The sequence below is a fragment of the Paenarthrobacter sp. UW852 genome (genome assembly GCF_024608385.1).
Taxonomy (GTDB): domain Bacteria; phylum Actinomycetota; class Actinomycetes; order Actinomycetales; family Micrococcaceae; genus Arthrobacter.
In genome coordinates this window covers 25,572-46,472 of the sequence record NZ_JAMSGY010000001.1, presented here as the reverse complement: position 1 = coordinate 46,472, position 20,901 = coordinate 25,572, and the positions used below count along the sequence as shown (strand labels likewise).

Genomic DNA, 20,901 nt, shown 5'->3' with positions numbered 1-20,901 from the left:
GAGCCTTGCCTTATTTACGCCAACAGGCGCCTAGGCCGACTTATTCCTGCGCTTGGCCACGACATCGTGGGCAATCATGGTGGGCTGCGCCTTCTTGAGTACGACCTCGGAGGTGATGACCACCGTGGCGATGTCGTCCCTGCTGGGAAGATCGAACATCACTGGCAGCAGTACTTCTTCCATGATCGCCCGGAGGCCGCGGGCTCCCGTGCCGCGCTCCAGCGCCTGGTCGGCAATTGCGTCCAGGGCGTCGTCGTCGAACTGCAGGTCCACACCGTCAAGCTGGAACATCTTCTGGTACTGCTTCACCAAGGCGTTCTTTGGGGTGGACAGAATCTGGATCAAGGCGGGCCGGTCAAGGCTGGAAACTGTGGTGATGACCGGGAGCCGACCAATGAATTCGGGAATCAACCCGAACTTGAGCAGATCCTCGGGCATGACTTCGCCATATGTGTCGACGTTGTCCCTGGCCTCGTTCAGCGGAGCTCCGAAGCCGATGCCCTTGCGCCCGGACCGGGAACCAATGATGTCTTCCAATCCAGCAAACGCACCGGCCACGATGAAGAGCACATTGGTGGTGTCGATCTGGATGAATTCCTGGTGGGGGTGCTTCCGGCCGCCCTGCGGTGGAACCGAGGCCACTGTGCCCTCGAGGATCTTCAGGAGCGCCTGCTGGACACCTTCTCCGGAGACATCCCTCGTGATCGAGGGGTTTTCGCTCTTACGGGAAATCTTGTCGATCTCGTCGATGTAGATGATGCCCTGTTCGGCCTTCTTGACGTCATAGTCGGCGGCCTGGATGAGCTTCAGAAGGATGTTCTCAACGTCCTCGCCAACGTAGCCCGCCTCCGTCAAGGCCGTGGCATCGGCAACAGCAAACGGCACGTTGAGCCGCCGCGCCAGCGTCTGGGCCAAGTAGGTCTTTCCGCAGCCGGTGGGCCCAATCAGCAGGATGTTGGACTTGGCAATTTCCACGTCCTCGTGGTGCGAGCCCTCGCCCAGGCTTCCGGTCTTGGGTGCGTGCCCTGCCTGGATGCGCTTGTAGTGGTTGTACACGGCAACAGCCAGGGACCTTTTCGCCGGTTCCTGGCCAATGACGTATTCCTGCAGGAAGTCGAAGATCTCGCGGGGCTTGGGCAGTTCGAAGCTACCGAGATCGGAAACCTCTGCAAGCTCCTCTTCGATGATTTCGTTGCAGAGCTCGATGCACTCGTCACAGATGTACACACCGGGCCCGGCAATCAGCTTCCGCACCTGCTTTTGGCTCTTTCCGCAGAAAGAACACTTCAGCAGATCCGTGCTCTCGCCAATCCGAGCCATGTGGGAATCCCTTCGTTGCATGCGGGTGATGCGGCGCCGCGCCGTACTCAAGTGTGCGGCCATGCCGCGGTTGGCACCACCGTGACAAGATCCACTCTAGGTCACAATGGGCTGCTTGGGTGGAAACAGAACGCCGGTGCGGTCCATATTTCGTGAACCGCACCGGCGTCCAATTCCGGTTACTACCGGGCGATTGCCTGGGGCTTGATCTTCCGGGAGTCAAGGACCTGGTCGATCAGACCATAGTTCATGGCTTCGGCGGCCGTCAGGATCTTGTCACGCTCGATGTCATTGTTTACCTGCTCCGAGGTGCGACCCGAGTGGTGGGCCAGCGTGTCCTCAAGCCATGTACGCATACGCATGACCTCGGCAGCTTGGATTTCCAGGTCAGAGGCCTGGCCACCCTGGCCACCGGACAGAGCCGGCTGGTGGATCAGTACGCGGGCATTCGGCAGCGCCAGGCGCTTCCCGGGTGTACCGGCGGCGAGCAGGACCGCTGCGGCGCTGGCCGCCTGGCCGAGGCAGACCGTCTGGATCTCCGGGCGAATGTACTGCATGGTGTCGTAGATAGCCGTCATGGCGGTGAACGAGCCACCCGGCGAATTGATGTACAAGGTAATGTCACGGTCCGGGTCCGTTGACTCGAGGACCAGCAACTGGGCCATGATGTCATCGGCCGAGGCATCGTCAACCTGGACGCCGAGGAAGATGATGCGGTCCTCGAACAGCTTGGTGTACGGGTCCTGGCGCTTGAAGCCGTAAGGCGTGCGCTCTTCGAACTGGGGCAGGACGTAGCGGCTGGACGGGAGATTACCGGCAGACCATCCGAAGTTGTAGTTCATGTTCTTTACTCCTGGGTTTCAGTGGTTCTTTAGTGCCGGTCAGTTGTCGGAGTTCGACTGGTTGGCCGTTCCGCCACCGCCGGCAACAGAACCGGCGTGCGCCGAAATCTTGTCGAAGAATCCGTACTCCAGGGCCTCGGTAGCGGTGAACCACTTGTCGCGGTCGTTGTCCTTGAGGATGGTTTCGACGGTCTGGCCCGTCTGCTCCGCGGTCAGCTCAGCCATGACCTTCTTCATGTGCAGGATCAGCTCAGCCTGGATCTTGATGTCTGAGGCGGTGCCGCCGATGCCGCCCGAGGGCTGGTGCATCAGGATGCGGGCGTTGGGGGTTGCATAGCGCTTGCCCTTGGTTCCGGAGGACAGGAGGAACTGGCCCATGGAAGCAGCCAGGCCGGTGGCGACGGTGACGACGTCGTTCGGTATGAACTGCATGGTGTCGTAGATGGCCATACCGGCTGTCACGGACCCACCAGGGGAGTTGATGTACAGGTAGATGTCCTTCTCCGGGTCCTCGGCCGAGAGCAGGAGCAGCTGCGAGCAGATGGCGTTGGCGTTCTCGTCACGCACTTCAGAGCCGAGCCAAATGATGCGCTCTTTCAGCAGGCGGTTGTAGATGTAGTTGTCCTGGGCTGCGGGATCGACAGTTGCCATCCGGGGAGCCTCTGATTGCTGTGACATAAGTACTTACCTCTCGCTGGTGCCAGTGACCTCACTGAACTTCACTACTTGGACACTAACCGTTTTCGGGGGTGATTTGTTCGCCGGAATCGCGCTGTTCGCTGACGGCGCACGTTTGGGATCAGCGCCAACGGGGGCCTTAAAGCAAACCGACCCCGGATCAGAAGATCCGGGGTCGGTTGACGGCGTGTACTAGAACTTCACAGCGGCGGGATCGTCGCTTGCGGGAGTTTCCGTTTCGTCGGCTGCTTCGACAGCTTCAGCATCTTCAGCTTCAGCTTCGCCGGCAGGCCGGACGAAGTCCGTGAGGTCAACCTTGTTGCCCTCGGAGTCGACAACCTCTGCCTGGCCCAGGACGACGGCCAGCGCCTTGCGGCGGCGGACCTCGGAAACCATCATGGGAACCTGGCCGCTCTGATCAATGATCTGGGCGAACTGGTTCGGGTCCATGCCGTACTGGCTGGCGGTGGTCACGATGTAGTCAATGAGCTCGTTCTGGCTGACATTGACCTCTTCCTTGTCCGCGATGGCGTCAAGGATGATTTCGTTCTGGAAGGCACGCTCAGTGTTGGCCTTGACCTCGGCGCGGTGCTCCTCGGTGTCGTGGTCACCTTCGCCGTGTGCGTTCTCCGGGTTGAAGTGCGCTTCGATCTGCTCTTCCACCACCGAGTCCGGCACGGGGACATCGACGAGCTCAACGAGCTTGTCCAGGACCTTGTCACGGGCCTCAACGCCCTGCTCAACAACCTTGGAGTCGGCAGCCTGCTTGGCGAGGTCCTCACGGAGCTCAGCCAGGGTGTCGAACTCTGAGGCCAGCTGCGCAAAGTCATCGTTGGCTTCAGGGAGCTCGCGCTCCTTCACGGCCTTGACCGTGACCTTGACCTGAGCAGCTTCGCCGGCGTGGTCGCCGCCGACAAGCGTGGTGTCGAAGATTGCTTCTTCGTCAGCAGAGAGGCCGGTTACGGCTTCGTCCAGGCCTTCGAGCATGGTGCCTGCGCCTACCTGGTAGGACAGGCCAGCAGCGGAGTCGATCTCTTCGCCGTCGATCGTGGCGTTGATGTCGATGGTGAGGAAGTCATCGTTCTTGGCGGGACGCTCAACGGACTTCAGCGTGCCGAAACGGCCGCGCAGTTCATCGAGGGCCTTGTCGACGTCGGCTTCGGAGGATTCCGCAGCAGCAACCTCAACCTTGATACCGGAGTATTCCGGCAGTTCGATCTCGGGACGGACGTCGATCTCGACCTGGAACTTGAGTTCACCATCGGTTGCGGACGGGTCCGGAACTTCGGTGATTTCAACCTCAGGACGGCTCAGCGGACGAACGCCGGTTTCCTGGACAGCAGCCTGGTACCAGCCGTTCAAGCCATCATTGATGGCCGTTTCCAGTACATAGCCACGGCCGACGCGCTGGTCGATGAGCTTGGAAGGAACTTTGCCCTTGCGGAATCCGGGAACCTGGATCTGCGAAGCAACGGTCTTGTACGCGGCATCGATGCTCGGCTTCAGTTCCTCAAAGGGAACCTCAACGTTGAGCTTGACCCGCGTTGCGGTGAGGTTCTCGACAGCGCTCTTCACAGTCTAAGTACTCCTGATTTTGTGGGTATGGGGTTCTGTCGTATCCCTGAAGCGGACACAAACACAGAGTCGGGGTGACAGGATTTGAACCTGCGACTTCCTGCTCCCAAAGCAGGCGCTCTAGCCAAGCTGAGCTACACCCCGAATGCACAGGACAGTCTACGGGCAAGCGAGCCAAGAATGCACATTTGACACCGCCGCCGGAATTAGGTTTAGTTGTACCCGGCTTCAACAGCCACAGGGAAAGCGTCCTGAAGAGGATGTCCACCTGGGGACGTAGCTTAATGGTAAAGCCTCAGTCTTCCAAACTGATTACGCGGGTTCGATTCCCGTCGTCCCCTCCAGCAAAGCGCCCCGATCTTCGGATCGGGGCGCTTTTTGCTTCCAGCTGTTTTTGGCTTCGAAACAGAGCCTGGAACCGCCTAAACCTGGCAGCCGGGACACCAATACAGCTTGCGAGCACCAATTTCGGTGATGCCCACCAGCGTCCCGCAAGCCCGGCAGGGCAAGCCGTGACGTTTATAGACAAAGTGCGCATCGGCGTCGGGCGCGATTGCCCCTCCACCGGTCCACAGCGACGGAGGCGTCGTAACAATCCGACCGTCACGGACGCCGTCGGCCATTGTTGCCACCGTGTCATCCCACAGCCGGCCAGCCGTTTCGGCGTCGATGCTGCTTCCTGGGGTCCACGGATCAACTGCCTGTCTGAACAGCACTTCGGCCCGATAGATGTTGCCCACCCCGGCGAGCACCGACTGGTCCATCAATAACAAGGCAACGGCAGTCTTGCGGCGACGCAGGCGTCGAATAAACTCCTCACGGTCCCCCGGCCGGTTATGCAGAGGATCCGGGCCCAGCCTTGCCAGCACGGCCTCTGCCTCCGCGGCTGTGATCGCCGCACAGGTGGTGGCCCCACGCAGGTCGGCCCATCCGTGGTCCGAAACGAGGCGGACACGCACCGCCCCTACGGGCGGAGGCGGTCCGGCGTAGGCACCGTCCGGCGCGGCCGAGCCAGTCTCCCGCTCGCCGATTCGACGGGGAGCGCCGATGCTGGACGCCCCGGTAAAGGATTCGTCGCCCCCGAAACTCCAGGCGCCGTACAGGCCCAAGTGAACGTGGAGGAACAGTCCGTGGTCAAAGCTGAGGAAAAACTGCTTTCCGTGGGCCATGGCGTCAACCATGGTGTGCCCGGTCAGCAGCGCAGCCCCGGCGGAGAAGCGTCCTTGCGGACTGGTAACTTCCAACCGCTGACCGCCAAAAACATCCTGGAATTGGCGGGCCAGGCGATGGACCGAGTGGCCTTCTGGCACTATTCGACGATTTCGCCGGTGTTTTCGTACACCGCGATCTTGCCGATCCGACGGACATGCCGTTCGTCGTTGCTGAAAGGCTCAGCAAGGAATGCCTCGATCAGCTCCGTGGCCTCTTCGACGCTGTGCTGGCGCCCTCCGACTGCGACGACGTTCGCATCGTTGTGTTCGCGGGCGAGCTTGGCTGTAGAAAGGTTCCAAGCCAGGGCGGCTCGCACACCCTTGACCTTGTTTGCGGCAATTTGTTCGCCGTTGCCGGAGCCGCCAAGGACGATTCCCAAGGCGTGCACGCCAGCTTCCTGGTCGGCGACCACAGCGACGCCTGCGTTGATGCAGAACGACGGGTAATCGTCCAGGGCGTCGTATTCCTTGGGACCGTGATCCACCACTTCGTAGCCCTTGGCTGTGAGGTGGCTGACCAGGTGGGCACTCAGTTCCATGCCGGCGTGGTCAGTTGCAATGTGGACGCGGGGTGTAGTCACAGGAAGTCCGTTTCTTTCTGGCGCGCAGCTACGGCACTGGGCAGTGGCACAGCACTGGCCGGGCGCGGCGATGAGGGATGCGCTACCTAGGGTACCGCTAGCCGGGTTGTTGGGTCTGCCCGTCCCCCCCTTGGGCCCGATGGGCCGCCCTGTTCAAGATTCCGGCGAGTTTGTCCGCGGAGGCGTGGGTTCCGGCGCTCAGCGCCACACGCCGCCCATTGAGCCTCCTGACGACTACCGCGGGTCCGCTGCCGACGAGCATTGCCGTGGCGTCGTCGTGGTGGCGCCATCCCCACCCGCCGTAATCCGCAGCTTTGACATCCGCGGGTGCCGCTGCTGCGATGTCGACGGCGGGAACGGCCAGGACGCGTACGAGGCCGCCCGCGAAGACCTGCAGCCCTCCCCTGTCGGCACGCACCCGGGCGAACAGGAATCCCGCGCCCACCAGGGCCGCCAAGGCGACCAAGGCACCCAGCCACGGAACCACCACTGCGATCAGTGCAGCCGGGAAGAGCGCCGAAACAATGATCATGATGAACACGGAGCTCCGGGCATGTACCCACATCCTCAGGGTGTCGTTGGCGAGGTCGGGGTCCTCCAGGAGGCGAAGCTCCGATTGCAGTGCGGCATCGTCCTCGGGAGTCCATCGGGGGTCGGGCTTGAAAGCGAACATCATCACGATGCCGAGGGCCAACGCTGCGCCGCTTCCCATTGCCAACACGATCGGATCGACGTGGGACAACCGGGCGTCCGCCAGCCCCGACTGCCCTACCAGCCCGGCTGCCAGCACAGTGGTGATGAAGAGGCTGAGCATGAGTCCAAGGCCCATCATGACGCGCCGCATGACCACCGGGCGGGCCAACGGTACGGCCTGCAGGAAAGCGGCCCATCCGAAAACGATGATCAGGGCTGCGCCTCCGGCTACGTAGGCGCCGAAAGGCGCGAAGGAGGTGCCGCCGTCGGCGTTCCACATGACAGCGACCGGTTGCGGAAGGTCGTTGCGCAGCATCTGCGCGCACACAACGAATCCTGCGGCGAGCATCAAAGGAAAAGCCACCGCGAACCGTAGCGCGCGGAGGTCGAGCGTGTCCCGGAACCGTCCCATGCTTCAACGCTACTCCGTCAGGACGACACTATGGTGGGAGCTCCTTGCCTTACGGTCAGGGAGTGAAAGAATGGCTTCACACCAGCGACCGGGCCTACCGGTCGGTCACCCCACCTTCCCGGAGGCACCACTTTGCCAGGCCTTAACCTCACCCGCGATGAAGCGGCCGCCCGCGCCGAACTGCTCAACGTCGAGTCGTATGACGTCACCTTGGATCTGACCAAAGGCCCGGAGGTCTTTGGCTCCACCACGGTTGTCAGGTTCTCGGCGCGCCCCGGATCCTCGACGTTCATCGACGCCATCACGCACACCGTCCACAGCGTGACCCTCAACGGCACGGAACTGGACCCCGCGGAGGTCGCCGACGGGGTCCGCATCCAGCTCCCCGGACTCGCGGCTGAGAACGAACTCACGGTCGTTGCGGATGCCCCCTACATGAACACCGGCGAGGGCCTCCACCGCTTCGTCGACCCCGTAGACGGCGAGGCCTACCTCTACACCCAATTCGAAGTCCCGGATTCGCGCCGCATGTTCGCCGTGTTCGAACAGCCGGACCTGAAGGCCACTTTCACCTTCACCGTGACGGCGCCTTCGCACTGGGATGTCATTTCAAACTCCCCCACGCCCGTCCCTTCCGAAACCGCACCCGCAGAGGACGGCGGTGCACGGTCTGTCTGGAAATTCGCCCCGACGCCGCGGCTGTCCTCCTATGTGACAGCCCTGATCGCAGGACCGTACCAGTCCGTCCGTTCCGAAGTCACCAGCTCCGACGGCCGGGTCATACCGCTCGGGGTGTTCGCGCGGAAGTCCCTCATGCAATACCTCGACGCGGACAACATCTTCGAACTCACGCGGCAGGGTTTCGAATTCTTCGAGGCCCAGTTCGGGTGCCCGTACCCGTTCGAGAAGTACGACCAGCTCTTCGTGCCCGAATTCAATGCCGGAGCCATGGAAAACGCAGGCGCTGTCACCATCCTGGAGGGCTACGTCTTCCGCGGCAAAGTCACCGGCGCCCAGATTGAACGGCGTGCCATCACGGTGCTGCACGAACTGGCCCACATGTGGTTCGGAGACCTGGTGACCATGCGCTGGTGGAACGACCTCTGGCTCAACGAGTCCTTCGCTGAGTACATGTCCCACTTGGCAGCGGTGGAAAACACGGAATTCGACCGCGCCTGGACCACCTTCGCCTCCGTGGAGAAGTCCTGGGCGTACAAGCAGGACCAGCTGCCAACAACGCACCCCATCTTCGCCGAAATCAACAACCTCGAGGACGTTGAGGTCAACTTCGACGGCATCACCTACGCCAAGGGCGCCTCAGTGCTCCGGCAATTGGTGGCCTGGGTTGGTCCGGAGCAGTTCATGGCCGGCGTCCGCACATACTTTGCCAAGCACGCCTGGAAGAACACCGAGCTCGCAGACCTCATGGTGGAACTCGAAGCCGCGTCGGGACGCGATCTTGACCAGTGGGGCAAGCTCTGGCTCGAGACAGCCGGCGTGAACACCCTCTCCCCCGAACTCACGGTCGATGCCGCCGGCACCATTACAGGTTTCGCCATCCGGCAGACCGCGATCGAGGAACAGCCCACCCTCCGCCCGCACCGCCTGGCGGTCGGTTTCTACACCCTCTCGGCCAACGGGAAGCTGGAACGGACGCACCGCGAGGAACTCGACGTGGACGGCCCCCGCACGGAAGTTCCTGCCCTGGTGGGCATGAAGCGTCCTGACTTGATCCTGCTCAACGATGACGACCTTGCCTACGCAAAGGTCCGACTGGATCCGGATAGCCTGGCGACGGCCAAAGCACACCTGAAGGACTTCGCTGCCAGCCTTCCCCGGACCCTGGTGTGGGGCTCGGCCTGGGACGCAGCCCGCGACGGCGAAACCCCGGCACGCGGCTACGCGGACCTGATCCTGGCCAACATTGCCGACGAAACTGACTCGTCAGTAATACTGGTCCAGCTGCGCCAGCTCGCGACCACGCTGACCTATTACGTGGCGGCAGACCACAAATTGGAGGCCACCACCGCGGCGGCCGAAAAGCTGTGGGAGCTTGCATCCGCGGTCGAGGCCGGCTCGGACGCACAGCTGCAGTTCGCAAAGGCTTTCGCCCAGCTCGCGCGAAGCGATCGGCAGCTTGACCGCCTCCAGGCCCTCCTGGACGGGACGGAAACACTTGAGGGCCTGGCAGTCGACCAGGATATGCGGTGGGAGCTCCTGACTGCCTTGGTGGCCGGGGGCCGCCAGGGCCAGGAGCGCATCGACGCTGAACTGGCTCGGGACAACACCTCGAATGGCCAAAACGCTGCGGCGCAAGCCAAGGCAGCCATCCCCACCGCCGAGGCCAAGCAAGCGGCCTGGGACTCGATTGTGGTCAAGGGTGAGCTCTCCAATGCCCTCCAGGCGTCCGCCGTGGCTGGCTTCATGCGGGTGCCCGACACCGCCTTGCTGGAGCCGTTCGCCGAGAAATACTTCGAAGCCGTCCCCGGAATCGTCAAGGAACGCACCCACGCCCTGGCCCAGCAGATTGTGGTGGGCCTCTACCCAGCGCAGCTCACCGCGCAAGCCACCGTGGACCGCACGGATGAATTCCTCGCTGGGCTTCCGGAGGAAAGCGCCGCGTTGCGCCGCATGATGCTGGAGAACCGCGACGGCGTGGTCCGGGCACTGCGCGCAAGGGCAGCGGACGTCTAGAAAACACCTCATATAGTGCTCATGCGGACAGTTGCGCTTGCGTGGCTAGACTGTCCGCATGAGCCTGAACGAGCACCATTACGCGCTGACCGTCCGTTGGACCGGGAACCTAGGCGAAGGCACCTCTGGTTACCGGAGTTACTCACGGGACCACGATGTAGAGATTGCCGGGCTGCCCACGCTGAAAGGCTCAGCAGACCCCACGTTCCATGGTGACCGGAACCGGTACAACCCCGAACAGCTCTTGCTGGCTGCTCTCTCGCAATGCCACATGTTGTCTTTCCTGCATGTGGCCGTCAAACACGGCGTGGTGGTCTCGGCCTACGAAGACAACGCGGAAGGCCTCATGAAGATGAACAGGGACGGCAGCGGGCAGTTCGAAGCCGTGACCCTGAAACCGCACGTCACCATCGCCGACCCCGCTCACGCCGCCTTGGTCCCGCAGCTTCACCACGAAGCCAACCAGCTGTGCTTCATCGCCCGAAGCGTCAACTTCCCGGTACACCACGAACCCATCACGACGGCGGCCGCCGCCTAACGCCGCTGGTCCCGCCACAGTGCCACGAGCCTGCGTTCGGCGTCCCGGCTGAGGCCTGCTTTTCGCTCCCTGTCCAAGCCACGTCCCCGCTCATCCTCCAGCGTGGCTGCGAGCGTCTCCTGCCACGGGCGGAGCCGCATACCCGCGTCCCGGGCTGCTTTGTTGGAGCGCGCCTGGAAGCCTTCGTGGTCCGGCGGAAGCCACAAGGGCAACGAATGCGGTCCGGCCCAGTACTCCACGCCCTGCTCCACGAGCCAGTCCTGGGTGGGACGGATGGTGTCCTCTGCGACCGGTCCGGCCAGCCGCCGGGACTCGGAGATGTAGTCGGCGAAGCTCACCACCTCGCCCACTGCGTTATAGGTTCCTGCCAGGCCCTGTTCGGCGGCTTGAAGGATCCATGCAGCCAGATCCCGGACATCGATGATCTGGGTTGCTGCGTCCGGAACGTCCGGGACCAGCACCGTGTCAGGGCTGGCAGCGAATCGTGCCGGCCAATAACCGTAGCGGTCCGTGCCATCCCCTGGTCCGCCAATGAGCCCTGCCCGGACGATGTGTGCCCTGTCCCCCAGCGCGGCACGCGTCAGCTGTTCGATCGCTGACTTCGACTCGCCATAGGTTTCCGGCGTTCCCGCCTGCCCCTCCGGCAGTGGTTCCAGCAGGGCCGCGTCTTCCGTGGCCCCCGGCACCGAGTGGTCTGCGTACACCGAGCAACTTGAGACGAACGTCCAGTGCTTCGCGGCAGGGCCCAGCGCCTCCAAAGCCGCCCGGGCCTGCACTGGATCACGGGACACCTCGACGACGGAATCCCAGCTTCCTGCCACACCGGCGAAAGCCGCGGCACCCAAGGCACGGTCGCCCCTGACCCAGGTGGCGCCGTCGGGCGGTTGAGCCGAAGTACCCCGGGCGAGGCACGTCACATCGTGCCCGGAGGCGACAGCCTGCCGGGCGATTTCCGCGGACAGGAAGGCGGTACCGCCAAGGACCAGGATGCGCATACCGTCACGCTACGGCGCTAGGGTTATCAGTGGACAGAGTGTTCCGCGCCCGGCGAACACGGGCCGACGACAAGGAGCTATTCCACCTTGACCTCCATCCCCCTATCGGAAACCATCACGTTGGAACCAGAGAAAATAGACCTCGTATCAATCCTCATCACCATCGGTGTGGGGCTGGCAGTCTGGATCGTTGCGCGGTTCATCATCGGGCGCATCACGCGCCGGGTATCTGCCGGTAGCTCCTTCTTCAAGAAGGCGCACTTCAAATGGGTGCAACCCGCCATACGCGCACTGGACCACGAACGGCGTTCCCAACGCGCCGAAACCATCGGCACGCTGCTGACAAGCCTGGTGAGCGTCATTGTTGTGGTGATTGTCATCATCTACGTCCTGAAATACATGAACGTGGACGTCGCGCCCCTCCTGACCAGCGTGGGCATCCTGGGTGTCGCCATCGGTTTCGGCGCCCAGCAACTGATCCGTGACTTCCTCGCGGGCATCTTCATCACCATCGAAGACCAATACGGTATTGGCGACGTGATCGTTACCAGCGAAGTGGTTGGTACCGTTGAATCCGTGGGATTGCGGATTACCCGGGTCCGTGCCGAAGACGGAGCCATCTGGTACCTGCGCAACGGAGAAATCCTGCGGGTCGGCAACCGCTCGCAGGGTGACTACGTGCCGCTTGAAACACCTGTTACCAGCGATGGCCCCGGCGCTGCCGCTGCGCCCGTGACTGCCGGCGCACCACGCGCCACGAAGGCCGAGGAGAAGTCCAATGAGTAGCATTTCCGGTGGCCAGCCACCAGCGCCACAAGCCGGCCCCCGCCGCCAACTGATGCAGAACGACCCCTTCAGCCAGCCCGCCTATACGGACAGCTTCTACGCTGCCGTCGGCGGGCATGAAACGTTCGTCAAGCTTATTGACGTCTTTTACGACGGCGTGGCCACGGATCCGCTGCTGCGTCCCATGTACCCCGAAGAAGACCTCGGGCCTGCGAAGCGGCGCTTCCTCATGTTCCTGGAACAGTACTGGGGCGGGCCCACCACATACGGCGAGGAACGTGGACACCCCCGGCTTCGGATGCGGCACATGCCGTTCCGGGTCACCCCCGAGGCGAAGGACCGGTGGTTGTTCCACATGCGAACCGCCGTGGACGCATTGGAACTTTCGCCACTGCACGAAGGCACGTTGTGGGACTACATGGAACGCGCCGCGCTGACCATGGTCAACAGCCCATCAGTCGGACCCGACGCCTGAACCTCAGAAGCCGAGCCCGAGCCCCGCGCCGGTACGGACCAGTACATGGCCGCGGGGCCCGCTCAACCGGAACCAGCGGCCGTTTCGGTACACCTGCTGCTCACCATCGGCCAGGAAACCCAACGCGAAAGCGGCGAAAGCCGCGCCCGACGGTAAGTCCTCCACGCCAGGCATTCCACGTCCCCAAACGGCAGCCCTGGCGGTATTGACGACGGCGGCACCCGCTGCGGTCGGAACGACGCCGGCCACCTCCGCGATGCCCGCTTCGGCCGCTGACCTGAGGTCGGCGTCGGACACTGAACCTTGCGGTTCCCAACCGGCCCGCGGTGCCCCGACGCCGGCCCAGGACTCCGAAACGGTCGACGGCGGAATGGGCAGGTCCACGTCCCCGTCACCTGAGCGGGCCAAACGGTCCATCACGGACGCAAGCGTCACCGTTACGTCGGCCTGGGCCGGCTCCGCAAGGGCCATGGTCCGCAGGCCCAGGATGGTGGGGGTGGACTCGCCGAGGATGCGCGGCCGCAGCACGCATACATAGGCCGCGAGGACCTTGCCCGAAGCCTGCAGGCGGATGGCGCCGTCGTCGATGCTCTTGGCCCGCGTGACGAAGGTCCGAAGATCGGCGAGGTCACGGGGATCGGCGAAGCGGAAGGACTGGGTCAAGACGTCTGTCACATGATCGACTCTACCGGCATGTCCCCGGTTGAGAGGGGTCGGGGCGGCGTCTAAAGTCGAACCATGACTGAGACGAACGCTGGCCTCGACGTGCAGGCACCCGCAGAAGACCCCATGGATGTGCTGATCGGCCTGCTGGACCTTGGTGATTTTGACGGAGCCCGGACCAACGAGGACATCTTCCTCGGGCCGTCCCAAAAGCAGCCCCGGCACCGTGTTTTTGGCGGCCAGGTCCTCGCCCAGTCGATGATGGCAGGAATGCGGACCGTGGAGCAGGACCGGGTGGCCCACTCCATGCACGGCTACTTCCTCCGGCCCGGTGACGCGAACAAGCCCATAACTTTCGGCGTCGAGCGGTTGCGCGACGGCCGCTCGTTCTCCGCACGCCGTGTGCACGCCTACCAGGACGGCGTTCCGATTCTGTCGATGATCGCCTCGTTCCAGGTGGAAGACAGCGGGCTGGACCACCAGGCGAGCATGCCGGAGGGTATCCCCGATCCCGAGTCGCTGCCCAGCACCGCTGAGCTGCTGTCCCACTTCGACCACCCGATGGCGCGGCACATGTCATCCGAACGGCCCTTTGATGTCCGGCACGTGGACCCTGCCCTCTATGTCTCGCCGCCGAGCGAGCATGTGGCCACCAACGCGGTGTGGATGAAGACCATCGGCCCCCTTCCGGATGACGCCAACCTGCACCGTGCGGCCCTGGCATTCGCGAGCGACTACACGCTGCTCGAACCCATCCTCCGCAAGCATGGCCTTTCATGGATGACGCCAGGGATGAGCGTGGCCAGCCTCGACCACGCCATGTGGTGGCACCGGCCAGTGCGGGTGGACGAGTGGATGCTGTACGTCCAGGAGTCCCCCAGCGCCCAAGGTGCCCGGGGACTTGCGACGGGCCGCATTTTCAACCGCGACGGCGTCCATGTCGCCACTGTTGCGCAGGAAGGCATGGTCAGGATTCCGTAGACCGCCGTTGCTTAAGCCGAAGAGGCCGACCCCCTTTGGGGACCGGCCTCTTCGTGTTTCAGTTTTAGTCGAGCGTCAGCTCTAGTCGCGCGTCAGGCGGCGGTGGGTCACGCGGTGCGGCTTGGCCGCATCCGGACCCAAGCGCTCCACCTTGTTTTCCTCGTAGGCGTCGAAGTTGCCTTCGAACCAGTACCACTTCGAGGGGTTCTCGTCATCGCCTTCGTAGGCCAGGATGTGCGTTGCCACCCGGTCCAGGAACCAGCGATCGTGCGAGACCACCACTGCGCAGCCCGGGAACTCGAGGAGCGCGTTTTCGAGGCTGCTCAACGTTTCGACGTCGAGGTCGTTGGTGGGCTCATCGAGGAGCAGCAGGTTGCCGCCCTGCTTGAGCGTCAGCGCCAGGTTGAGTCGGTTGCGCTCACCACCGGAGAGAACACCGGCCTTCTTTTGCTGATCCGGACCCTTGAATCCAAAGGCCGAAACATAGGCACGCGAGGGCATTTCGACCTGGCCGACCTGGATGAAGTCGTTGCCTTCCGACACGACCTCCCACAGGGTCTTGTTGGGGTCGATGCCACCACGGGACTGGTCCACGTAGGAGATCTTCACGGACTCGCCGATCTTCAGATCGCCATCGTCCAGCGGCTCCATGCCCACAATCGTCTTGAACAGCGTGGACTTACCAACACCGTTGGGTCCGATCACACCGACGATGCCGTTGCGGGGCAACGAGAAGGAGAGGTCCTCGATCAGAACGCGGTCATCGAAGCCCTTCTTCAGCTTATTGGCTTCAATCACCAAAGAACCAAGGCGGGGTCCCGGCGGGATCTGAATTTCTTCGAAGTCCAGTTTGCGGGTGCGCTCCGCCTCGGCGGCCATTTCCTCGTAGCGGGCCAGACGGGCCTTCGACTTGGTCTGGCGGCCCTTGGCGTTGGACCGGACCCACTCAAGTTCCTCGCTCAGGCGCTTGGAGAGCTTGGCGTCCTTCTTGCCCTGGACCTCCAAACGGGCTTTCTTCTTCTCCAGGTACGTGGAGTAGTTGCCTTCGTAGGGGTACAGGTGACCGCGGTCAACCTCGGCGATCCACTCAGCTACGTGGTCGAGGAAGTAGCGGTCGTGGGTGACGGCCAGTACGGCACCGGGGTACTGGGACAGGTGCTGTTCAAGCCACAGGACGCTCTCTGCGTCCAAGTGGTTGGTGGGCTCATCCAGGAGCAGGAGGTCCGGCTTCTGGAGGAGGAGCTTGCAGAGCGCTACGCGGCGGCGCTCACCACCGGAGAGGACAGTGACGTCGGCATCTGCAGGCGGGCAACGCAGTGCGTCCATGGCCTGCTCGAGCTGGGAGTCGATGTCCCATGCGTCGGCAGCATCGATGGCTTCCTGGAGCTTGCCCATCTCATCCAGGAGGGTGTCGTAATCCGCATCCGGGTTTGCCATCTCTTCGGAAATTTCGTTGAACCGCTGGATCTTGGCGTAGATTTCGCCAACGCCTTCCTGGACGTTGCCCAGGACGGTCTTTTCCTCGTTCAGCGGCGGTTCCTGCAGGAGGATTCCCACGGTGTAACCGGGGCTCAGGCGGGCTTCGCCGTTCGACGGCGTGTCCAGTCCAGCCATGATCTTGAGGATGGTGGACTTACCAGCACCGTTCGGGCCAACGACGCCGATCTTCGCGCCGGGGTAGAACGACATGCTGACATCGTCCAGAATAAGTTTGTCGCCAACGGCCTTGCGAGCCTTGGTCATCGTGTAAATGAATTCCGCCATAACCTTAAATCTAGTGGCTCGGCGTACTTAACTCACATTCGGGTGCCCCGTACACCTACCGTGTGTCCCCCACGAAGCACTTTCCTGTGGCGAGGACGGGCAGCACCGTGACCGCCACTCCCCCATCGCGGATCTGGCCCATGACACAGTTTTCCCCGGTCAGGGCGGCCGCCTCCATGGCGTCGACATCCAAGCCGGTGGGCGTGCGGCTGACAGATACTTCCACGTTCGCCGTGGGAATGCCCGCGGAAACCAGCGCCGCCCTTACGGCTTCCCTGTCCGGCTTGGCGTTGGCTGTGACCAGCTTCTTCAAGGTGCCCTCCACCGCGAGCCTGGTGTCTTCCACCGCTGGGTCCACGTTGGCTGTCGCCACGGGAGCCAAAGAGGACGGGGCGCTTGAAGGGCTACTGGCGGGCAATGAGGTACCTGTGCAGGCCGCCAGCGCCAATGCGGTCACGGCGAGCACTGACAATGCGGCCACACGGACCCCTCTGGCCGGCCCGCCCTGCTCCGATGCTGTTCGACTGCTGATCACGTAGCTATTGTGCCATTCACAGGGGGATCGGACGGGCGTAGCTTGTCCAACAAGGAGCATTGACTCGTGGCAACGGAGACAAGGAATCAACCATGACCGGACAATCCCCGGATGCTGTGGCCACTGCCAGCATCCCGGCGAACCGCCAGAAGGTGTGGGAAGCGCTCACCGATCCTGCGCTCATCAAGCAGTATTTCCTCGGTACGAACGTCGAGACCACGTGGCGCGTCGGCGATCCGATTACCTACTCCGGCGAATACAACGGCAAGTCCTATGAGGACAAGGGAACGATCCTCGCATTCGAACCTCCGGCACGGCTGAAGACCACCCATTACAGCCCGGCCTCGGGGCTGCCTGACACCTCAGAGAATTATCACACCGTGGAATACAGCCTTGCCGAGGAAGCCGGTGGGACCCGCGTAACCATCAGGCAAGGCAACAATTCGTCTGACCAGGAAACGACCCAATCAACGGAGACCTGGCAAGTGGTGCTTCGGAATCTCAAGGAATTCCTGGAGTCCTAGGGGTTAAGCGGACATCCCCCTTGAATCATGTCCAAGGGGGATGCCGTTGGTGCCCCAGGAGGGAATCGAACCCCCGACCGGCGGATTAGAAGGCCGCTGCTCTATCCCCTGAGCTACTGGGGCGCACATGGCACGTGAAACGGCATAGGCCGCTGGCGCCACAAAGAGTTTACAGTGCGTTCGGCTGGCAACCCGACAACCCCGTGCAGCACTCCTTCCCTCCACAGGCCTTGCAGCACCAAGTTATGCACATAGCTTCGATGCGCCCTACCTGTACACTCCGCCGTGGACAAGGCTGAAAGAGCCGGACAGGCACTTCCCTACATCGAGAAGGACCACCCATGAACGACATCATCACCGTCCGCGGCTTCGTAGCCTCGGAAGTCAAGAGTTCCACCACAGCGCGGGGAACTTCCACCGCTTCATTCCGCTTGGGATCCACGGAGCGCCGCTACGATCGCGCCACCAACACGTGGGTTGACGGCAACACCAACTGGTACACGGTTCAGTCATTCCGCTACCTTGCCGGACATGTGGGATGCAGCGTCAAGAAGGGGCAACGGGTCCTCGTCGTTGGACGCCTCCGTTTGCGGCAGTGGGAACACGAAGGTCGCGTTTACCACGTGGCCGAAATCGACGCTGAGTCAGTCGGACATGACCTCATGTGGGGCTCCGCCAACTTCACCCGCATGAACGGCAGCACAGCCCCCGCCGAAACTCCTCCGTCCATTGAGGCCTCCGGTATACCGGAGCGAAACAGCGACTGGGATGCCGATCATGACCAAGTACCCCAGGAAGACGACACAGAAGAAGTCGCTGTAGGTGCCTCGGACGATGACGACACGATGTTGGTCAACATTGAAACCGGTGAACTGGCGGGGGCCGGAGTGTGATTCTGCTCCACGTGTTCCCGGACCTGCGGGACCAGCCCTGCACGTAGCGCCTATTCTGGGTTCATGCCACAGCACGATGCAGCCCCGGGAGTCGTGACCGCTCCCGCCTCCTGGGCAGCTGTCGAGGAGTTGTTCGGAATCAAGGGGGAACCCTCCCGGTGCTGGTGCCGGTGGTTCTCCCTCTCCGGCACGGACTGGAAGACCACCACACCGGATGCCCGCAAGGAACAGCTGAAGACTGCGTTCAGCGCGGGTCCTGGGCCGGGCGTGCTTGCGTTTGATGGCATCTCACTTTTTGGAGCAGCCGGGTTCAGCATCGTGTCCAGACCCTCACCGGGTCGCGCTGTCATGCGTTGCCTCGCAGGGACCATGACAGGTGCTGAGGTTGGGCGATGACCACCAGGGACCTGGTCCAGTCGATCCGTTCAAGCATTCGTTCCGCCGCGGACCCCGAGAGGGCGCGGGGAGCACAGGCCTACATGAAGTCCGACATGCCTTCCTGGGGTGTGCGGGTTCCCGAAGTACGCAAAATCGTGAAAGCAGCTGTGCGGGAGTTCCCTCCGAAATCGCCGGACGAACTGCGGGCCGCCGTGTATGAACTGTGGCGTCAGGCGGAAGCGCGGGAGGAGCGCTATGCCGCGATTGACCTGACAGGCCTGAAGATGGCGAAGGCCGACCTCGACATGTTGCCCGTCTACGAGGAAATTATCCGTACAGGTGCGTGGTGGGACTTCGTGGACGGGGTGGCACACCGGATCTGCGCACTCCTCATTGCCTACCCCGGCACGATGAAACCGCTGTTGCTCCGCTGGGCCGTGGATCACGACATGTGGATCAGAAGGGCCGCAATCACGTCTCAGCTTGCAGCGAAGGAAGGGACCGATACCGGCCTGCTGGCTGCTGTTATCCGGGCCAATATGACTGATAAGGAGTTCTTCATCCGTAAAGCGATTGGTTGGGCCCTGCGCGAGTACAGCAAGACGGATCCGGAATGGGTGCGGGCCTTCACCTCCGACAACGCCTCGGTCCTTAGCCCACTGTCCATCCGGGAGGCACTACGCCTCCTGCCGTACCCGTGATTTCTTTACGGGACTTCAGATGATGGGACGCAGGAAAGCCTGGTCCTTGTTGCGGAACAGGCCCTTGGTTTTGGGGTCCATGAAAATCAGATAGATCGCAAAGAAGATTGCGATGACGGCCGCGGCGATGCGGGCCAGCAGGAGGGCCAGGCCCAGGTCTTCGCTTTGGAGGTACGGGAACACATCCAATTGGTCCGAGATGGCGTAAACCATGAAGAACGACACCACGAAGTACAGGGCTTTGACCTGCCAATCGTTCCGGATGCCCGTCACGGCAAACAACGGAATCAACCACACGACGTACCAGGACTGAATCATCGGCGCCAGCAGCACAATGACGGCAAACGCCAGCGTGAGGCGCCGCATGATTCGGTCGTAGTCGCCCCGGAAGATCAGCCATGCGACAGCGGCAACCATCAGGACTTTCCCTGCGTCATAGACCCCCTTGGCAAACACTGCGCCGTCCAGCCCCAAAACGTTGGCGATCGAGCCGACAGCCAAGCCGATCAGGCCCACGGGCGCGTACCAGATCGCTACGCTCCCAGGCGCTGACAAACCGTTGATCCAACCAAATCCGTAACCGTTAACCAGGCTCAGCGCGTAGAGGAGTCCCAGGCTCAGGGCGGCCGTGAAGAACCAGAACACGAACCTGCGGGGCCACGAAGCACCCTTGCCGGCCCACAGAAGCCCGATGAAGGGCAGGAAGACCACGGTTATTGGCTTAACGGAGATGGAGAGCGTGACCAAGACAATGCCGAGGATGACACGGCGGGTTGCGCAGTAGTACAGGCCCGCGAGGGCAAGACCGATCATCAGCGCGTCATTGTGGACGCTGGCAATGAAGTTGGTCAGGAAGAGCGGGTTGGCGGCCGTCAGCCAGAGTGCCCGATGCGGGTTGACGCCGTGAAGTTCCGCCAGCTTCGGGACATAGACAATGCACAGGACAACCCCCACCGCGGCGACCAGGCGGAAGAGCATGACGCTTGCTTCCGGATGGACGTTGGTGGCCCACACGACAAACTGTTCAATCCATAGGAACACTTGGCCGTAGGGCACTGGTGCCTCTGTCCACTGTTTGTCCGCACCCAGCTGGAAATAGTTAGGCAGGGCCGATATTCCGTTTTCGTAAGGGTTGATGCCTTCAACCATCAACCGGCCTTGCCCTATATATGCATAGACGTCCCTGCTGAAGAGGGGAACGGTGAACATCATGGGGAGCCCCCACGCCACCACGGCCTGCAACGTAGCTTTCCGGGCCTCAATGCCCCAGACCCTGACTCGCTGCCCGAGACGGAGCCAAGCGCGGACCAGGAGCATTCCGCCGATGGCCAGCAGGACGATGGACAGTGCAACTCCCACGCCTTCGGTGCGCATCCAGATAAAGAGTGGTAGCCGCCTCAGTTCGGAGGCCGGAGCAAGCCAACCCACTCCCAGCGAACCGAACACCATGAACATCGAACCAATAAATCCGGCAATCAATGGCGAACGGGCGTTATCCACTTCGCTGGCTACAGCAGCTTTTGACGTGTCTGCTTTCCCTGCCAGCTGCGCGGCGGGTACGGGCACCGTCATGTGGTTGTCGTCCAATCCTTCGCCCGCTGTGTTCGGGTCACATTCTGAGTCATCGGGGGCATTCCACGACAGGAAGAAACGACACTGTCG

At 62.5% G+C, this 20,901-nt stretch carries 21 protein-coding genes and 3 tRNA genes; 10 read left to right on the top strand and 14 right to left on the bottom strand.

Features of this window, described 5'->3' with window-relative positions:
• Window positions 1-30: 30 nt before the first annotated feature.
• The 5 genes from clpX to NEK97_RS00245 form a co-directional block, all read right to left on the bottom strand.
• A complete protein-coding gene (clpX, locus tag NEK97_RS00265) occupies window positions 31-1,320 on the bottom strand; it encodes an ATP-dependent Clp protease ATP-binding subunit ClpX (RefSeq protein ID WP_257367926.1) in 1,290 nt (429 codons plus the stop codon).
• Between the two features lie 182 nt (window positions 1,321-1,502).
• A complete protein-coding gene (locus NEK97_RS00260; protein ID WP_018777832.1) occupies window positions 1,503-2,162 on the bottom strand; it encodes an ATP-dependent Clp protease proteolytic subunit in 660 nt (219 codons plus the stop codon).
• A gap of 39 nt (window positions 2,163-2,201) precedes the next feature.
• Window positions 2,202-2,813 carry an ATP-dependent Clp protease proteolytic subunit gene (locus NEK97_RS00255; RefSeq protein ID WP_284985852.1) on the bottom strand — a complete coding sequence of 204 codons (612 nt, stop codon included), beginning with the start codon at window positions 2,811-2,813 and terminating at the stop codon, window positions 2,202-2,204.
• Window positions 2,814-3,032: 219 nt separating this feature from the next.
• A complete protein-coding gene (tig, locus tag NEK97_RS00250) occupies window positions 3,033-4,415 on the bottom strand; it encodes a trigger factor (protein ID WP_257367924.1) in 1,383 nt (460 codons plus the stop codon).
• A gap of 69 nt (window positions 4,416-4,484) precedes the next feature.
• Window positions 4,485-4,559: transfer RNA gene (locus tag NEK97_RS00245), tRNA-Pro, on the bottom strand.
• 126 nt (window positions 4,560-4,685) lie between these two features.
• Between NEK97_RS00245 and NEK97_RS00240 the strand changes: the two genes are divergently transcribed.
• Window positions 4,686-4,759, top strand: a tRNA-Gly gene (locus NEK97_RS00240).
• A 78-nt stretch (window positions 4,760-4,837) separates the two neighbouring features.
• On the opposite strand, the gene NEK97_RS00235 is transcribed toward NEK97_RS00240, so the two are convergent.
• The 3 genes from NEK97_RS00235 to NEK97_RS00225 all read right to left on the bottom strand — a co-directional run bounded on the left by NEK97_RS00235 (window position 4,838) and on the right by NEK97_RS00225 (window position 7,312).
• On the bottom strand, window positions 4,838-5,725 hold the full coding sequence (locus NEK97_RS00235; RefSeq protein WP_257367923.1) for a DNA-formamidopyrimidine glycosylase family protein: 888 nt from the start codon (window positions 5,723-5,725) through the stop codon (window positions 4,838-4,840).
• Complete coding sequence (locus NEK97_RS00230) at window positions 5,725-6,207, bottom strand: ribose-5-phosphate isomerase (protein ID WP_257367922.1); 483 nt, start codon at window positions 6,205-6,207, stop codon at window positions 5,725-5,727. Before NEK97_RS00230 ends, NEK97_RS00235 begins: the two co-directional genes overlap by 1 nt.
• 97 nt (window positions 6,208-6,304) lie before the next feature.
• Complete coding sequence (locus NEK97_RS00225) at window positions 6,305-7,312, bottom strand: hypothetical protein (RefSeq protein WP_257367921.1); 1,008 nt, start codon at window positions 7,310-7,312, stop codon at window positions 6,305-6,307.
• Between the two features lie 132 nt (window positions 7,313-7,444).
• Here NEK97_RS00225 and pepN point away from each other — a divergent pair, with 132 nt between their 5' ends.
• Window positions 7,445-10,006 (top strand): aminopeptidase N, encoded by a 2,562-nt coding sequence (gene pepN, locus NEK97_RS00220; RefSeq protein ID WP_257367920.1) that lies wholly within the window; start codon window positions 7,445-7,447, stop codon window positions 10,004-10,006.
• A gap of 58 nt (window positions 10,007-10,064) precedes the next feature.
• Window positions 10,065-10,544, top strand: coding sequence for an OsmC family protein (locus tag NEK97_RS00215; RefSeq protein ID WP_257367919.1), 480 nt, complete (start codon window positions 10,065-10,067; stop codon window positions 10,542-10,544).
• Here NEK97_RS00215 and NEK97_RS00210 read toward each other — a convergent pair.
• The gene (locus NEK97_RS00210) at window positions 10,541-11,539 is read right to left on the bottom strand and encodes an NAD-dependent epimerase/dehydratase family protein (protein WP_257367918.1); all 999 of its coding nucleotides are present in this window, start codon (window positions 11,537-11,539) and stop codon (window positions 10,541-10,543) included. The two genes, NEK97_RS00215 and NEK97_RS00210, sit on opposite strands and share 4 nt — an antisense overlap.
• 87 nt (window positions 11,540-11,626) lie before the next feature.
• Here NEK97_RS00210 and NEK97_RS00205 point away from each other — a divergent pair, with 87 nt between their 5' ends.
• Window positions 11,627-12,325: a mechanosensitive ion channel family protein gene (locus tag NEK97_RS00205; RefSeq protein ID WP_257367917.1), complete on the top strand. Its 699-nt coding sequence runs from the start codon at window positions 11,627-11,629 to the stop codon at window positions 12,323-12,325.
• Entirely contained in the window at window positions 12,318-12,800 is a 483-nt protein-coding gene (locus tag NEK97_RS00200; protein WP_306672707.1) for a globin, read from the top strand. Before NEK97_RS00205 ends, NEK97_RS00200 begins: the two co-directional genes overlap by 8 nt.
• Window positions 12,801-12,803: 3 nt before the next feature.
• Here NEK97_RS00200 and NEK97_RS00195 read toward each other — a convergent pair whose 3' ends face one another.
• Window positions 12,804-13,475, bottom strand: coding sequence for a hypothetical protein (locus tag NEK97_RS00195; RefSeq protein WP_257367916.1), 672 nt, complete (start codon window positions 13,473-13,475; stop codon window positions 12,804-12,806).
• Between the two features lie 63 nt (window positions 13,476-13,538).
• Here NEK97_RS00195 and NEK97_RS00190 point away from each other — a divergent pair, with 63 nt between their 5' ends.
• Window positions 13,539-14,444, top strand: coding sequence for an acyl-CoA thioesterase II (locus NEK97_RS00190; RefSeq protein ID WP_257367915.1), 906 nt, complete (start codon window positions 13,539-13,541; stop codon window positions 14,442-14,444).
• 81 nt (window positions 14,445-14,525) lie between these two features.
• Here the strand turns inward: NEK97_RS00190 and ettA are convergent, their stop codons facing one another.
• Together ettA and NEK97_RS00180 are read right to left on the bottom strand one after the other, a co-directional pair.
• Window positions 14,526-16,208, bottom strand: coding sequence for an energy-dependent translational throttle protein EttA (ettA, locus tag NEK97_RS00185; protein ID WP_235522107.1), 1,683 nt, complete (start codon window positions 16,206-16,208; stop codon window positions 14,526-14,528).
• 55 nt (window positions 16,209-16,263) lie between these two features.
• Window positions 16,264-16,689 carry a hypothetical protein gene (locus NEK97_RS00180; RefSeq protein ID WP_257367914.1) on the bottom strand — a complete coding sequence of 142 codons (426 nt, stop codon included), beginning with the start codon at window positions 16,687-16,689 and terminating at the stop codon, window positions 16,264-16,266.
• 146 nt (window positions 16,690-16,835) lie between these two features.
• Between NEK97_RS00180 and NEK97_RS00175 the strand changes: the two genes are divergently transcribed.
• Window positions 16,836-17,267: an SRPBCC domain-containing protein gene (locus NEK97_RS00175; RefSeq protein ID WP_257367913.1), complete on the top strand. Its 432-nt coding sequence runs from the start codon at window positions 16,836-16,838 to the stop codon at window positions 17,265-17,267.
• A gap of 47 nt (window positions 17,268-17,314) precedes the next feature.
• On the opposite strand, the gene NEK97_RS00170 is transcribed toward NEK97_RS00175, so the two are convergent.
• A tRNA-Arg gene (locus NEK97_RS00170) sits at window positions 17,315-17,390 on the bottom strand.
• Between the two features lie 218 nt (window positions 17,391-17,608).
• Here NEK97_RS00170 and NEK97_RS00165 point away from each other — a divergent pair.
• From NEK97_RS00165 to NEK97_RS00155, 3 genes are all read left to right on the top strand, one after another.
• A complete protein-coding gene (locus NEK97_RS00165) occupies window positions 17,609-18,160 on the top strand; it encodes a single-stranded DNA-binding protein (RefSeq protein WP_257367912.1) in 552 nt (183 codons plus the stop codon).
• A 63-nt stretch (window positions 18,161-18,223) separates the two neighbouring features.
• The gene (locus NEK97_RS00160) at window positions 18,224-18,556 is read left to right on the top strand and encodes a hypothetical protein (RefSeq protein WP_257367911.1); all 333 of its coding nucleotides are present in this window, start codon (window positions 18,224-18,226) and stop codon (window positions 18,554-18,556) included.
• Window positions 18,553-19,239: a DNA alkylation repair protein gene (locus NEK97_RS00155; RefSeq protein WP_257367910.1), complete on the top strand. Its 687-nt coding sequence runs from the start codon at window positions 18,553-18,555 to the stop codon at window positions 19,237-19,239. Before NEK97_RS00160 ends, NEK97_RS00155 begins: the two co-directional genes overlap by 4 nt.
• Window positions 19,240-19,254: 15 nt before the next feature.
• Here the strand turns inward: NEK97_RS00155 and mptB are convergent, their stop codons facing one another.
• Complete coding sequence (mptB, locus tag NEK97_RS00150) at window positions 19,255-20,811, bottom strand: polyprenol phosphomannose-dependent alpha 1,6 mannosyltransferase MptB (RefSeq protein ID WP_257367909.1); 1,557 nt, start codon at window positions 20,809-20,811, stop codon at window positions 19,255-19,257.
• Between the last annotated feature and the right edge of the window lie 90 nt (window positions 20,812-20,901).